This is a genomic window from Microcoleus sp. N9_A2 (assembly GCF_036701775.1).
Classification (GTDB): domain Bacteria; phylum Cyanobacteriota; class Cyanobacteriia; order Cyanobacteriales; family Microcoleaceae; genus Microcoleus.
The window spans coordinates 64,905-78,414 of sequence record NZ_JAUBRH010000001.1 but is presented as its reverse complement, the minus strand read 5'-3'; the positions used below and the strand labels follow the sequence as shown (position 1 = coordinate 78,414).

The window sequence follows — 13,510 nt, the reverse complement described above, 5'->3', positions numbered from 1 at the left end:
TCCAGTCGGAAAAAGTCGGATAAAGTAAGCACTTTTATATCATTTGCCATTTACCCACGCCAGAAAAAGCTGGACAAACTCGATCGGGTCGGAAAAAGTAGGATCGAGTAGGATATAATAGGCAAAACCCCAGCATTAACCCGACCTATGGACGTTCAAGAAGTCTTAAAACTTGCCGACGACCTAGTTTTTATCAATACGGGAAAACACTTAGACAATCTGCAAGAAGTGATACTGCGGGGAACTTTGCAAGGTCTGAAATACTCAAAAATAGCCGATGAATCTCACTGTACTGAAGGCCATGTCAAGGATATTGCATCTGAATTATGGAAGCTACTATCAGAAGTATTAGGCGAAGAAGTCAATAAAGGAAATTTTAGAGTCAGATTGGAGCAAGTAAAATTCTCAAATCTCTGGTGGAACTTCAATAAAGATATTGTACAAATTGGTGAAGTCAACTTCTGTGAAAATAATTCACATTCCCCAAAATTACCCAATTCACCAATTGAGGAAGAAGTTCTAAACAAAGCCAACACTGAACCCAAAGTGCGTCAATTCTTAGCTGAAATGCCTAAATCTGGCATTTTCTACGATCGCACATCCGAACTCGCCACCCTCAAACAGTGGATTTTACAAGAAAACATCCGCCTACTCGCCATACACGGCATAGTCGGCATTGGCAAAACCGCACTCGCCGCACAACTTGTCCAACAAATCAAATATGAATTTGATTTCGTCATCTGGCGAAGTCTCGCCACATCTCCACCCCTGTCAATACTTCAAACAAATATAATTCAATTATTCTGTAGGGGCGGTGCCCCCGTGCCCGCCCACTCCCCAGAAGAAGGGGCAACCACGGGGGGATTGCCCCTACTGGAATACTTGCAAAAATACCGCTGTCTGCTGATACTCGATGACGTACAAATGGTAAATAGCAGCGGACAACTCGCTGGTGATTACAAACCTGGATACGAAGATTACGGCACGCTATTTCGACAAGTAGCAGAATTATCTCACAACAGTTGCTTAGTGTTGCTTAGTTGGGAAACACCCAGAGAAATTGCCGTATTAGAAGGCAAAAACCAACCAGTGCGATCGTTACAACTGAATGGTTTAGGTAGTGAAGCGGGGGAAATCCTCAGAGAAAAAGGTTTGGCTGAACATGAAAAATGGTCAGAACTAATTGAACAATACAAAGGCAATCCCTTGTGGTTGAAAATAGTTGCGACAATGATTCAAGATTTATTTGACGGCAGCCTATCGGAATTTTTGTCTGACGATTCACTATTTTTAGGGGATTTAGAATCTTTACTGCATCAGCCATTTAATCGCTTATCCGAGTCAGAAAAAGAGGTAATGTCATGGCTAGCGAGTGAAACCGCGCCAGTTTCCATCTCAAAAGTGCCAGAGAATATGCGATTATCCCGATCGCAATTTTTGAAAGTGATGCAATCCTTGGGACGGCGTTCATTAATTGAAAAAATCCCGGAGGGCGATCGCACATTTTTCACCCTTGCACCCGTACTAAAAGAGTATCTCAAAACGAACTATTCCCCAAAATAGAACAAGAAGCCCGATCGCCCTTTTAGTAAAATTGGGGTTTTAGCCGATCGCACTTAAATCTGATAGAATTAGGTATCTGCAAAACATCTGAACGATCGCTAAATGCACGTTATCAGTCGCAAAAAATTAAGAGACTACTGCCAAAATCATGCTGATTCCTGCGAAGCCCTCGATGATTGGTACAAAATTGTTAGTCAAGCCAACTGGAATAAACTTATTGAAGTTCAAACTATTTATCCTCAAGCTGAAGCAGTTGGAAATTTTACAATTTTCAATGTCAAAGGAAATAAATATCGCTTAATTGTAAGTCTTAACTATCAAAAGCAGATTGTTTATATCAAGTACATTTTGAATCATGCAGAATATGACAAAAACAACTGGAAAAATGACCCTTACTTTTGACTCCGACAGGTACAGCAGCTTGCTATCTCAATATCAACCTCGCATTATCAAAAATGAAGATGAAAACGAAATATTTTTAGAAATAGTTGAAAGCTTGCTTTCTCGGAACAATCTAACCCCCGAAGAAGATACCCTCCTAGAACTATTAGTCAAACTAATTGAAGATTTTGAAGAAACGCATTATCAAATAAATGCTTCAACGCCCCACTCAAGACTTCTTCATTTGATGGATGCTAGAAATCTAGAGCCAGCGGATTTAGTAGAAATTATGGACACACTTGAGATAGTAACTCAAATCATTAATAACCAGCTAGAAATTACCAAAAAACAAGCTGAGGCTTTGGGAAAGTTTTTTGATGTCAATCCGAGTTTGTTTATATTTAATTAATTACAATCTTTCATATCTCTTAGTCCGCCCAAGCAAACTTCGTTTGTTTAGACGCGATTTCAATTGCCGAATAATTTATCGACTTAGGCCGATCGCACAACAGCAGATTCAGCAACAATTCCTTCATCTTTACCACTCAAACCAGTTCCGAATTCAGTATATTGCCGCACTTGAGGATGCCTAAAACCGAGTACAATATCTTCTTTAGGAACACCTGCTGCTAGTAAATCGGTAGCCACTCCTTCTTCCGTATCATCATATTGAATCCAGATTTTATCGCCAATTAAATTGATGTGAATTGGTGTAGCGTGAAGGTACTTGTTCTCATTCCAACCAATATCCAAGACTAAGTAGCCTCCTCGTTCATCATCAAATAAAATTTGAGACTGATAGCCGTCAGGTATAGTATTGCGAAAGTTAGCGTGTTCCCGAAGTATGGTTTTGATGATTTCTTGGTATCTCAATCGGGTATCCATTGAAGTATTGCCTAACTTTTTTTATCAAAAACAAGCAGTTTAATAATTTGATTTCTTAATAACACTTCCCCTACTTCTATGGTAAATACTATCTTAAAAATTGGTTGAGAAATTGCCAGATAAAGACTTCTATTATATAATAGTTGTAAACTTGTCGCGATCGCCCTTAATCCCCCCTATCATGCTTCCAATCCGCCGCCGTCCCCCCAGCACCTCAGTCTCCGTACTCTACCTCAGCTACGAAATCGCTGTACCTGACTCCGAACCCCGCCACATCCTCGAAGAAATCGTCTGGCAAAAAGAGGCAGAAGTAGCCCAAAAGCGCGATCGCACGCCGCTAGCCGAACTCCACAAAAGACTCCCCTTTGCGCCCCCCATCCGCGACTTCCTCGGCGCGCTCAAAAACGGTAAAACCACACCCGCAATCATCGCCGAAGTCAAAAAAGCTTCCCCCAGCAAAGGGGTAATTCGTGAAGATTTCGACCCCGTGGCGATCGCCCTAGCATACCAACAAAACGGCGCTAGCTGCATCTCCGTACTCACCGATGAAAAGTTCTTTCAAGGTAGCTTCGACAACCTCGCTAAAATCCGTGCCGCCGTCGAATTGCCGCTACTTTGCAAAGAGTTTATTATCTATCCCTACCAAATCTATCTCGCCCGCATTCACGGCGCAGATGCCGTACTTTTAATCGCCGGCATTCTATCTGACAAAGACTTACAATACTTTGTAAAAATTGTCAAGACTTTGGGCATGACAGCTTTAATCGAAGTTCACACACTCGAAGAACTCGATCGAGTATTAACCCTACAAGGTGTCGAATTAATCGGCATCAACAACCGCAACCTAGAAAACTTTTCCGTCAGCCTAGAAACCACCGGTCAACTATTAGCCGATCGCCAAACCGACATCCAAGCAAAAAACATCCTCACCGTCAGCGAGTCAGGAATCCACACAGCAGACGACCTGAACCGAGTGGCCAGCGCCGGAGTCCAAGCCGTCCTCATCGGCGAGTCCCTAGTCAAACAGCCGGATCCGGGCGCTGCTTTAGCCTCCCTAGCCAAGGCTCATCCGCAAACCTAAAAGGCCAGACCGCTTGACAAACACCCCTGAATTCTGATAGAAAATGATTAAGTATGTAAATAATCAGCATTTCTGGCCTGTATCGACTCAGGCGCTTAATTTATGAAAAATTAGCATTCGCAGCTATATTTCATAGAAATAGCTGGCAAAAAACCAATTAAATCTATTCGCTCTGGTTAGTCGATCGCGAAATTTAGCGCAGCCAACGCACCCAGCCCCGAAAAATCGATCGGCAAAGCTGGGGTTTTTGTACGGCTAGCAAACCGATAAAAATCAGGCATCTAATGTCCACCTGCGATGCCCCATGCAATTGCAATGGGGTGTCTGTTCGCTGAGGTATTTTAGCTTTCATGGAGCCAATTCCCCTGCCTTCGTACATTCATTATGAATTGCTACTTCAATTGTTAGAACGCAAAACAATGTTTGCTGTTAGTCCACAATCGCCGCAGCAGCAACAAGTTCACCAACTTATTATTACACTCCGCAAAGCCCTGGCGATTCAAAAGCAATTAGAACAAAGCTGCCAGCGATCGAACTTAGCGGTAGAATACCGCTGGTCTTTAAATGAAACTAACTCTACGGGAGTTAAAAATTAAAAGTTAAAAAACTTAGAGTGCAGACTTTAAAGTTTCAGTTTTTGATTTATTCTATTAACTCCCACAGAAAAAGTTAGGACAGGATTATGGACAACAAATTAATGCTGATGATTCCCGGCCCGACACCGGTGCCCGAAGCGGCTTTGCTGGCGATGGCTAAACACCCGATGGGCCACCGCAGCAAGGAATTTGACGCGATTTTTGGAGAATGTACCGAAAACCTCAAATGGCTGCACCAAACCAAAAGTGACGTGCTGAGTTTGACCGTTTCTGGTACCGGCGCGATGGAAGCTGGGATAATTAATTTCTTGAGTGCGGGCGATCGAGTTTTGGTCGGCACCAACGGTAAATTTGGCGAACGCTGGGCCGAAGTCGCAGAAGCCTACGGTTTAAATGTCGAAATCATCAAAGCCGAGTGGGGCCAACAATTAGACCCCGAAAATTTCCGCGCAAAACTGGAAGCTGATACAGAAAAGCAAATCAAAGCTGTCATCATCACCCACTCGGAAACCTCCACGGGCGTTCTCAACGACCTCGAAACCATCAACCGCCACGTCAAAGCCCACGGCGAAGCTTTAATCATGGTCGATGCTGTCACCAGTTTAGGCGCTGCGAATGTACCGATGGACGCTTGGGGAATTGACGTGATTGCTTCTGGTTCTCAGAAAGCTTACATGATTCCCCCTGGTTTGGGTTTTGTGGCCGTCAGCCCGAAAGCTTGGAAAGCTTACAAAACTGCGACGCTGCCCCGCTATTATTTGGATTTGGGCAAATATAGCAAAGACGCTGCCAAAAATACCACTCCTTTTACTCCGCCGGTCAATATGTTTTTTGGACTGCAAGTAACATTGCAGATGATGAAAGCCGAAGGGTTAGAAAACGTTTTCGCGCGGCACAAACGGTTGATGACAACTACTCGCGCTGCTGTAAAAGCTTTAGGTTTGCCGTTGTTCGCGGCTGACGGTGCAGCCAGCCCTGCGATTACTTCGGTGATGCCGCCTGAATCTGTAGATGCTCAAAAAGTGCGGACTTTGATGAGAAAGAGATTTGATATTGCTCTAGCCGATGGACAAGACCATTTGAAAGGTAAAATCTTCCGAATCGGTCATTTGGGCTTTGTGTGCGATCGCGATATTCTAGCAGCTATTTCCGCCTTGGAAGTCGTATTGCAAGAATTGGGCCATGAAGGCTATACTCCTGGTGCCGGCGTTGCCGCTGCTGCGAAACTTTTGGCAGAATCTTAATCTAAGTTATTAAAGCATTTTGGATTTTGGATTTTATTATCTAAAATCTAAAATCCTTTTAATATGCTTCGGACAACCAATCAAAGATTTTATCCAACTGATCGAGAGTGACTAAACCGTACTGCCACAGAACCATCGGCAACGAATTCGGGTCTTTATCGCGCTGCCGCTGTTTGTCGCCGCGACGTTCGGCTACGGCTATTGAAGCGGGAGAAATCGCCAAATCTTCTTGTAAAAATCGAATTAATTTAGTGTAAGTAGCGGGTGCCATGTCATTTTGTCTCCAAGTATAGGACACCATTTTCTGATGTGAACCTGATGTTTGTGATTAGTAATAAGCCAGTTTTAAATCTGTCTTTTAACCGTGCATAGCTGTTAAAACAGTATTAGCGGTTGAACTGCCAAACGTAATTCTGAGTGCTACTGTAAAGCTAACCTTTCCCAAAAAGTGAAAGGTTTTGCAATTTTGCTGATGTCGGCCCGATCGAAAGAGTGATCGCGATCGAACCTAAACTGAATACCTCGGCATCTTTGCAGCGCGAATCAGAATAAATTCTGCTACCTAAAACTACTAAACCAAGTTCAGAGTTTAACTTCATCTGCCAAAATGCAGAATCCGCAAATCTACTTCGGCAAAATTAGATATTTCGATCAAACCCGAAACTGCTACCAGAAGTTAAGTTTGCCAATTACCGCCAATTAACTTGGCTCGTAGCATATTACTTTAGATAGGTTTAGCTCGATCGCCAGAACTTCCAGAGAATTTCTTTTCGTGTTGCTACACCTTGAGGCTGAGTATCGTCTCTCAGGATTGGTAACGAGTCGCTGACTCGTCTCATACCTGCGACCAAGAATCTACAGCTTCCGGAAACAAGCTCAAGTCCTGACTGACTGAGATCGACATCGTAGCAAATCTTTCGGTGTTTGTACTGAATCTTACATTAATATCTTAACAGATTTAATCAATTTTTGTAAAGTTTCTAAATTTTCTCCGGTATTCCGAAGGTAGGGGCTCTCTGGGCGATGGGAACCGGGGATTGTGTCTTTTTGCAGGTTTTACTGAAAGAGTCCGAAGTTTTACTGGAAAAACTCGATTTCAATACGATCGCCCACTTTGACACCGAGTTCAGCAGCCCGCCCGCCCCGGAGTTCGATCACTCGATCGACAGCAGTATTGGGCCCGTAGGTAGGACAAGGATCAGCAGTACAAGGAGGTGTTTCTGCTGCGATGGCTTCCACAACTCCATCCCGCAGAAAAATCATATCCAGAGAAATCTGGCAATTTTTCATCCAAAAATTGACCTGCCGCGCCGGTTTAAACTCAAACAGCATTCCTCTGTCATCTGGCAAAGAAGTTCTGTACATTAAACCCATAGCCTGCTGTTCCGGTGTTTTCGCCACTTCGAGTTCGATCCTCTTCGAGGGCTCCGCTAACGGGCGATCGGCTATCCGAGCTCTAGCAGAAACAGGCAGCACTTGACCCGATGTTGTCGCCGTCGGAGACTGAGCCGCCAAAATACCAGTAGCACCAGCATTCGCGATCGGTAAAGTCGGCGAACATCCCAGCAAAAATACAATTACCCCAATATTTAGGAAAGTAGCGAAATAACTCATAATGATTTAAGATTTTTAATTTTAGATTGTTGACTGTTGACTGTTGACTGTTGACTGTTGACTGTTAACTGCGTTGAGTGATGACAACTGGCAACTGACAACTGTCAACTGTCAACTGACTTCAAGCTTCCCGCATCACATAGCCAACACCGCGCACCGTCTGAATCAAGCGCTTTTCGCCCTCATCTTCAATCTTGAGGCGCAGATAGCGGATGTAAACCTCAATCACATTCGACTCGCCCAAAAAGTCGTAACCCCAAACATTTTCCAGAATTTGTTCCCGAGTCAAAACCTCGCGGGGATGTTCCATCAAATACTTTAGCAGCTCAAATTCCTTCATCGTCAGGTCGATCGCCCGTCCATTCCGCAGGGCCCGCCTAGAGGCCAAATCCAAAACTAAATCGCCAAACCTCAATTGTTCGTTGCTGGTGTTATCCGGCTGCAAATACAAGCGCACCAACTGCAAAAACTCGTCAGTGCGGTAAGGTTTGAGAAAATAATCGTCCGCGCCAGCTTCCAGACAAGCTACGCGATCGTCAACTGTATCACGACCGACCAATAGCAGCACCGGCACCCGATTGCCAATACTTCTGAGGTAAGAACACAGCGACAGCCCCGACTCAGGGCCAAGTATCCGATCGATTACAATCAAAGCTGGCTGCAATTCACGGGCTAAATGTTGGCCTGTGGCGGTATTAGAAGCCACTACCGGTTCGTAGCCGGAGGATTTTAAGTCTAGACTCAAGTGTCCGGCGAGAACTTCGTCTGTTTCAACTAGCAGGACACAGGGATTGCGATCGAGAGTAATTGCAGCCATTGAATTGACCTGTGAAGACCATAACTGTTCTAGCACGTCTTAAGGAAGAGAGGGAGAGTGGGAGAGAGGGAGAGGGGGAGAGGGGGAGAATGGGAGAGTGGGAGAATTACAAATTACCAATTACCAATTAAACTATTTGGCATTTAAATTGAAGCTCGATCGCCACGGGCTCTCCTGCCCGCGCCACAAGAGTTTAAGTAAAAAGTAGTTTACAAATTAAATGCACTACAGCTTACCAATTACCAAATTGAATAATTTATGACCATCATCGTATTCGGCAGTATCAACATCGACCTAGCAGCAAAAACTCCCCGGTTGCCGCAGCCAGGGGAAACTATCATCGGTAGCAATTTTTTCACAGCCGGCGGCGGTAAAGGAGCAAATCAAGCTGTCGCGGCCGCCCGTCTCGGCACTTCTACCAACATCATCGGTCGCGTCGGCAACGATAAATTTGCTGAAGAATTATTGACTAATTTACAATCTTATGGTTTAAGTACAGACAATGTATTAATAGACCAAAACACTCATTCAGGAGTGGCAATTATCGCCGTAGACGAGACAGGTCAAAATAATATTATTGTGATTCCGGGCGCGAATCACAATGTCGGTGAAGCAGATATAGAACGTCTCAAAAAACTTTTAACAGGAGCTACATCTTTGCTGTTACAGTTAGAAATTCCCCTGGAAGTTGTCCAAAAAGCTGCGAAAGCTGCTCATCAAGCGGGGGTGCGAGTTATTCTCGATCCAGCACCGGCTAGGGCGGATTTGCCACTGGAACTTTATCCGCTAATTGACATTATCACGCCGAATGAAGTGGAAGCCAGCCAGTTAGTCGGTTTTCGGGTGAATGACACCGAAACAGCGATTGTAGCTGCCAAACAGTTGCAGGAGCGCGGCGTCAAGAATGTTATTGTCAAATTGGGCGATCGGGGGGCTGTTGCTGTTACTGCGGATGAAACCTTTTTTGTACCCGCTTTTGTTGTAGAGGCGATCGACACTGTGGCTGCTGGCGATGCTTTTAACGGCGGGTTGGCCTCCGCATTAGATGCCGGTCTGTCCTTGTCAGAGGCGGTGCGGTGGGGCGCAGCAGCGGGCGCTCTGTGCACAACTAAAGTGGGTGCTCAAGTTGCTATGTGCGATCGGGCAACCTTTGATAAATTTTTGCACAATAGACTTATTGGATGAATCTTTGATTGATAGACCAACCGCAGATGTAAGGCAGATGCAACACAGATGAACGCAGATAATTTTAAGATACTAGAGTTTGGGAGTTGAGAAGGTCTATTGTATATCAATAAACCATCAAGTTCTTGTGGGGCGATGCTCCTGGCCCGCCCCGAATATGATATTTAAATGCGTAACAGCTTACCCTACTTTGGCCGCTGAATAATGGTTTCAACAACCCGCCGCTTGACTTTTGGATCGATACCAATCAGCCGCACGTATTCGCCGCCGTGTTCGGATAAACAAGTTTCCAAAGATGCAACCACATCTTTTTCCTGTGCAGTTTTAATTGTCGCGCAACTTTGCCAAGAACCAGTCTTAAATCGGCGATTGTCTGCATATTCCATGCCAATTTTGCAGCCTCTTGCTAATAACTGCTTTACTTGTTCCAATACCTCGGAACTCAGTCGCGCCGCATGACCGTTACCACCTTCAGAACTTGGCTCGACGTAAGCCTTATAATATTTGGAATCCGGGTCGTTTAATTGATTTTGCGTTGGCGTGGCTGCGGGAACATTGACGGTTCCTTGAACGTTGAACAGTCGCGATTGGTTGTATTCATCTACTAAGCGCATTTCCTGAATCCGCTTTTGTTGACCCACCATCAAACCACCCATTTCTAATAAACGAGCGAGGCTGAAATCTGGGTTGTGGAAATCGGGCGGTGCTTCTGTACTGTTTACCAAACGTTTGGAAACTCGCTCGATTCCTATTTTGTGAATGAATGTGCGGACTTGTTCGTCGTAAATGCGCGATCGCAAAGCGCTAAAAAAGTCGATCGCCTGATCGGGAAAATTATCGACTAACCCGACAATCTCAGTTTTCGACAATTTGTCAGACTCAAAAATTCCCCCAACAATCCCAATTTTATCATCCCGGCTGGGTTCCCAATAAAACTTTTCCATCCGCCCGTCGCGAATCAGCGGCGCGTACAGCGTAGAAAAATCATTTCCGGTGACAATAATCGGCACTCGATGCAGCGGCGTGCTGTCATAACTTCCCGGTAACTGCACATTAGTTGGATTGTCGGCAATATTCATCAGAGTGGCATTCACCATCTGAGTATTGACGGTATATTGAGTAGTAGTATCGAACCTGCCAGCACCGGCATCCAAATCGTTAATAAAAATGGCGCACATCTCGCCCCGCACCCGAATTTGCTCCGCAGCTTCCCGGTAGCGCAAGCGAATTAAACGCGACGGATCTCCCGCATCTGGACTTTCTAATTCTCCGCCAGAGATCATCACCGGTTCAAAGCCCATCCGCCGAAAAACCAGTTCGGTTTGAAAAGTTTTGCCTTCTCCTTTGCGGCCGTGAATTCCTAAAATTAAGGGGACTCTTACTCCGGGCAAATTTAAAAAGTTTTTTGTGATGTGCACCGCAACGCGATCGAGAAAGCTAGGAGAAATGTAATAACTCATCAGTAGATTTTTGAGGGATTAATTGATGTTACTGTTATGATTTTATGACAAAACTAACAGCCTGCACCGCGAAGCTGGATTTTTACCGTACAATCAAGGTCTACATATGATCTTTTAAGGAGCGATGCGTGAGTCCAGAAACCTTACTAAAAGAACCAAACGTGCAAGCCGAAGCCAATCCCTTCAGTTCTGAGAGCTTCGACAGCTATGTAATGACGACTTACGGGCGTTTTGCGATCGCCCTAGAACGGGGCCTCGGCTGCCGCGTTTGGGATACCGAGGGCCGCGAATATCTCGATTTTGTCGCGGGTATTGCTACCTGCACTCTGGGACACGCCCACCCGGCAATGATTGCAGCGGTAACTAAGCAGATTCAGACCCTGCACCACGTTTCTAACCTTTATTATATCCCCGTACAGGGCGAGCTGGCGAAGTGGCTTGTAGACCATTCTTGCGCTGACAGAGCCTTCTTTTGCAACTCCGGTGCGGAAGCTAATGAAGCGGCAATTAAACTCGCCCGCAAGTACGCCCACGAAAAATTAAATATCTCGAATCCGACAATCATTACCGCCGTTGCGAGTTTCCACGGGCGGACTTTGGCGACGATTACGGCAACGGGACAGCCTAAATATCAGAAGGGTTTTAGCCCCTTGGTGCCGGGATTTCACTACGTGCCTTATAACGATATTAGTGCGATCGAAAGTGCGATCGAGCAACTCGACAAAGACGAACGCCAAGTAGCAGCAATTATGCTGGAAGCGCTGCAAGGTGAAGGCGGAGTTCGCCCCGGAGATATCGCCTACTTCCAGCGAATTCGGGAAATTTGCGACGAAAAAGGAATTTTGCTCATTCTTGATGAAGTGCAAGTCGGGATGGGACGCAGCGGCAAATACTGGGGCTACGAAAACCTCGGCATTGAACCGGATATCTTTACGTCTGCCAAAGGATTGGGTGGCGGTATCCCGATCGGCGCTATGCTGTGCAAATCTTCCTGCGATGTATTTGAACCGGGAAGTCACGCCAGCACTTTCGGCGGCAATCCTTTTGTCTGTGCTGTCGCTTTGTGCGTGTGCCAAACTTTAGAACGGGAAAACCTTCTGGAAAACGTGCAGCAGCGCGGGGAACAGTTGAAAGCTGGCCTCAACAAGCTGGCGGCCACATTTCCGCATTTGATTGCTGAGGTGCGCGGCTGGGGTTTGATTGTCGGGATGGAATTGCAAGCTGACATCGAACTTACTTCGGGTGATATCGTCAAATCTGCGATCGCTGCAGGAGTGCTCTTGGTTCCCGCAGGGCCGAAAGTGCTGAGATTTGTGCCGCCTCTGATTGTCTCTGCTGCAGAAGTCGATCGGGCTTTAGAAGCAGTAGAAAGTGCGATCGTTTCCTTGGGAAATACTCTAGCTTAGTTAGTTTCCTCACCCGGAGTGGGGTTTTAACCCCACTCTTATCGCTTACAGCGGCTTGCTGTCGCATAGGTACAACCAGAGGAAAAAAAACCTCTCGCCTTATAGAAGTACCTATCAAGTTACAATCCGCTGTACTCTCTCAACAATTTAGCTTGTAGCCGAAAATAATTGTGGAACAGCAACTGCCTCAACGGAAATAGCATTAGCTAAAACTTGCTCTAGTTCGCGGCCTTTTGACGATGTTTCTTTTAAATAAGCAAACGCTTGATTCTCTAATGATAATAAAGCTTCTAAGGAATCTATTGGCATCTTACCAGTTTCTTTTTTAGCTTTATAGTAATTAATAGCAATGTTACCCACTTCCATAAATACCAACATATTTTTGACTGGTGGTACTAGCGGATTTATATCAGAGACTGAACCAATCAAGAATTGCATTCCCAAGAAATCAGCACTTGGTTTGGTAAAGGAAGCACCTAAAATGACTAAAATATCACCTTCACCGCTTTCCATACCATAAATAAGAGAAATTTGGTAAATCATCTCTACCAGCAAGCTATTGGTATCAAAAAAATTAACTAGACGACTATTGAGTAATTGATGCAGAGTTTCAAATTCTTTATTCCCTGCAATAAAATCACTAATTGCTTCGGGAAGCTTACCTGCACAACTTCTACTTAAGCCTTGTATAAAACCGGTAATGCTTGTATACACAGCCTTCTCAAAAACAATGCGTTCTGCAAGTTGATGATTGGTTTCATCAGGATAGTCAATCCTTAACTGATCTACTATTTTCTTAGATGTACTAAAATTAACTTTTTCACCTTTAATTAGTGTGGTCAAAACCCTTTATTTCCAAGCTCGACTCCATATTTCATTAACCTCCTTCAATATTTTATTTTTAACCGCAATTACTAATGATGGTAGGGCTTCTAGCAAATTAGTAATAACCACTTTATATGAGAAAGATAGAGGATCTACGACAAGTTTTGCTCCAAATTCAAGCCCACTAATAATTGTTTGTAGGAAAAATGATATCTCTGGGATGTGGACGCTTTGGGTTTCAACAATTTGTTTATGCTCTTTGACAATTTTTATCAGTGTATTCACATCATCTTTGGCTTCTTTTTGAGTTTCTTTTTCGGCTTTTACGGAGGAAACAGATCCGTATAAAGATTCTTCGGGAACCCATTGACCTATTGTTTTTCCCTTGAGCAGAAAACAAATGCGTCGCCGATCAACATACGTAGCTATTGCGAGAACTCGTCCCTCTTCCAC

17 protein-coding genes are annotated in these 13,510 nt (G+C 44.7%); 8 read left to right on the top strand and 9 right to left on the bottom strand.

The genetic code is table 11. From position 1 onward, the window contains the following. The first annotated feature begins 147 nt into the window (after nucleotides 1-147). The 3 genes from QUA44_RS00355 to QUA44_RS00345 all read left to right on the top strand — a co-directional run bounded on the left by QUA44_RS00355 (nucleotide 148) and on the right by QUA44_RS00345 (nucleotide 2,353). The gene (locus QUA44_RS00355; RefSeq protein WP_333247417.1) at nucleotides 148-1,563 is read left to right on the top strand and encodes an NB-ARC domain-containing protein; all 1,416 of its coding nucleotides are present in this window, start codon (nucleotides 148-150) and stop codon (nucleotides 1,561-1,563) included. Nucleotides 1,564-1,665: 102 nt separating this feature from the next. Next, nucleotides 1,666-1,965, top strand: coding sequence for a type II toxin-antitoxin system HigB family toxin (locus QUA44_RS00350; RefSeq protein WP_333247419.1), 300 nt, complete (start codon nucleotides 1,666-1,668; stop codon nucleotides 1,963-1,965). Next, the gene (locus QUA44_RS00345) at nucleotides 1,949-2,353 is read left to right on the top strand and encodes a helix-turn-helix domain-containing protein (protein ID WP_194012177.1); all 405 of its coding nucleotides are present in this window, start codon (nucleotides 1,949-1,951) and stop codon (nucleotides 2,351-2,353) included. The genes QUA44_RS00350 and QUA44_RS00345 overlap by 17 nt, the downstream gene beginning before the upstream one ends. A gap of 83 nt (nucleotides 2,354-2,436) precedes the next feature. On the opposite strand, the gene QUA44_RS00340 is transcribed toward QUA44_RS00345, so the two are convergent. After that, entirely contained in the window at nucleotides 2,437-2,829 is a 393-nt protein-coding gene (locus QUA44_RS00340; protein WP_106333600.1) for a XisI protein, read from the bottom strand. A gap of 11 nt (nucleotides 2,830-2,840) precedes the next feature. Continuing rightward, on the bottom strand, nucleotides 2,841-2,990 hold the full coding sequence (locus QUA44_RS00335) for an element excision factor XisH family protein (protein ID WP_333247536.1): 150 nt from the start codon (nucleotides 2,988-2,990) through the stop codon (nucleotides 2,841-2,843). Between the two features lie 20 nt (nucleotides 2,991-3,010). Here QUA44_RS00335 and trpC point away from each other — a divergent pair, with 20 nt between their 5' ends. From trpC to QUA44_RS00320, 3 genes are all read left to right on the top strand, one after another. Next, complete coding sequence (trpC, locus tag QUA44_RS00330; RefSeq protein WP_333247421.1) at nucleotides 3,011-3,910, top strand: indole-3-glycerol phosphate synthase TrpC; 900 nt, start codon at nucleotides 3,011-3,013, stop codon at nucleotides 3,908-3,910. Between the two features lie 350 nt (nucleotides 3,911-4,260). Further along, nucleotides 4,261-4,506, top strand: a complete 246-nt coding sequence (locus tag QUA44_RS00325) for a DUF5340 domain-containing protein (RefSeq protein WP_106333603.1) — start codon at nucleotides 4,261-4,263, stop codon at nucleotides 4,504-4,506. An 86-nt stretch (nucleotides 4,507-4,592) separates the two neighbouring features. Beyond that, nucleotides 4,593-5,750, top strand: a complete 1,158-nt coding sequence (locus QUA44_RS00320) for an alanine--glyoxylate aminotransferase family protein (RefSeq protein ID WP_333247423.1) — start codon at nucleotides 4,593-4,595, stop codon at nucleotides 5,748-5,750. A gap of 58 nt (nucleotides 5,751-5,808) precedes the next feature. Here the strand turns inward: QUA44_RS00320 and QUA44_RS00315 are convergent, their stop codons facing one another. The 4 genes from QUA44_RS00315 to nblR all read right to left on the bottom strand — a co-directional run bounded on the left by QUA44_RS00315 (nucleotide 5,809) and on the right by nblR (nucleotide 8,181). Continuing rightward, the gene (locus QUA44_RS00315; RefSeq protein WP_265239307.1) at nucleotides 5,809-6,021 is read right to left on the bottom strand and encodes a DUF2949 domain-containing protein; all 213 of its coding nucleotides are present in this window, start codon (nucleotides 6,019-6,021) and stop codon (nucleotides 5,809-5,811) included. A gap of 160 nt (nucleotides 6,022-6,181) precedes the next feature. Next, nucleotides 6,182-6,349, bottom strand: coding sequence for a hypothetical protein (locus tag QUA44_RS00310; protein WP_333247425.1), 168 nt, complete (start codon nucleotides 6,347-6,349; stop codon nucleotides 6,182-6,184). 478 nt (nucleotides 6,350-6,827) lie between these two features. Further along, nucleotides 6,828-7,364 carry a DUF192 domain-containing protein gene (locus QUA44_RS00305; RefSeq protein WP_333247427.1) on the bottom strand — a complete coding sequence of 179 codons (537 nt, stop codon included), beginning with the start codon at nucleotides 7,362-7,364 and terminating at the stop codon, nucleotides 6,828-6,830. Between the two features lie 121 nt (nucleotides 7,365-7,485). Continuing rightward, nucleotides 7,486-8,181 carry a response regulator transcription factor NblR gene (gene nblR / locus QUA44_RS00300; RefSeq protein ID WP_333247429.1) on the bottom strand — a complete coding sequence of 232 codons (696 nt, stop codon included), beginning with the start codon at nucleotides 8,179-8,181 and terminating at the stop codon, nucleotides 7,486-7,488. Nucleotides 8,182-8,439: 258 nt separating this feature from the next. Here nblR and rbsK point away from each other — a divergent pair, with 258 nt between their 5' ends. Next, on the top strand, nucleotides 8,440-9,366 hold the full coding sequence (rbsK, locus tag QUA44_RS00295; protein ID WP_333247431.1) for a ribokinase: 927 nt from the start codon (nucleotides 8,440-8,442) through the stop codon (nucleotides 9,364-9,366). A gap of 185 nt (nucleotides 9,367-9,551) precedes the next feature. On the opposite strand, the gene QUA44_RS00290 is transcribed toward rbsK, so the two are convergent. Then, a complete protein-coding gene (locus QUA44_RS00290) occupies nucleotides 9,552-10,826 on the bottom strand; it encodes a ribulose bisphosphate carboxylase small subunit (RefSeq protein WP_333247433.1) in 1,275 nt (424 codons plus the stop codon). Nucleotides 10,827-10,954: 128 nt separating this feature from the next. On the opposite strand from QUA44_RS00290, the gene QUA44_RS00285 reads away from it, so the two are divergent. Next, a complete protein-coding gene (locus QUA44_RS00285; protein ID WP_333247435.1) occupies nucleotides 10,955-12,232 on the top strand; it encodes an aspartate aminotransferase family protein in 1,278 nt (425 codons plus the stop codon). Between the two features lie 147 nt (nucleotides 12,233-12,379). Here QUA44_RS00285 and QUA44_RS00280 read toward each other — a convergent pair whose 3' ends face one another. Together QUA44_RS00280 and QUA44_RS00275 are read right to left on the bottom strand one after the other, a co-directional pair. Next, the gene (locus tag QUA44_RS00280) at nucleotides 12,380-13,075 is read right to left on the bottom strand and encodes a hypothetical protein (protein WP_333247437.1); all 696 of its coding nucleotides are present in this window, start codon (nucleotides 13,073-13,075) and stop codon (nucleotides 12,380-12,382) included. 6 nt (nucleotides 13,076-13,081) lie between these two features. Continuing rightward, nucleotides 13,082-13,510: a hypothetical protein gene (locus QUA44_RS00275; RefSeq protein WP_333247439.1), complete on the bottom strand. Its 429-nt coding sequence runs from the start codon at nucleotides 13,508-13,510 to the stop codon at nucleotides 13,082-13,084.